Consider the following 312-nt stretch of genomic DNA (forward strand, 5'->3'; position numbering starts at 1 on the left):
GGCTCATCAAGCCCCACGCCCTGCTCGACCTGCGCGACCAGCCAGTGTCCAGCGACATTGCCGACTACCTGTCGCCGAGCCTCGACCAGCCCTTCCCGTCCCTGAGCGACTGCTACCAACTGCTCGGCGCCGAATCGGCCGCCGTGCCCAAGGACGAGCGCCTGGTGAACTGGGAAGTCAGCCTGGGCACCACCCACGTCGAACAGATCTACCTCAACAGCGCCGGCGCCGAACTGCGCCAGGCCCAGCGGTTTGTGTTCCCGGGTGTCAACGTCACCGCCTACGACGGCAATGACAGCCAGACCCGCACCC

Annotated in this window: 1 pseudogene; it reads left to right on the forward strand. The window is 67.0% G+C overall.

Going from position 1 to position 312, the window contains the following annotated elements:
- Nucleotides 1–312, forward strand: a pseudogene (locus HX846_RS35045) (TldD/PmbA family protein); the annotation flags it as partial.

This window comes from Pseudomonas sp. K5002 (assembly GCF_013386655.1).
Classification (GTDB): domain Bacteria; phylum Pseudomonadota; class Gammaproteobacteria; order Pseudomonadales; family Pseudomonadaceae; genus Aquipseudomonas.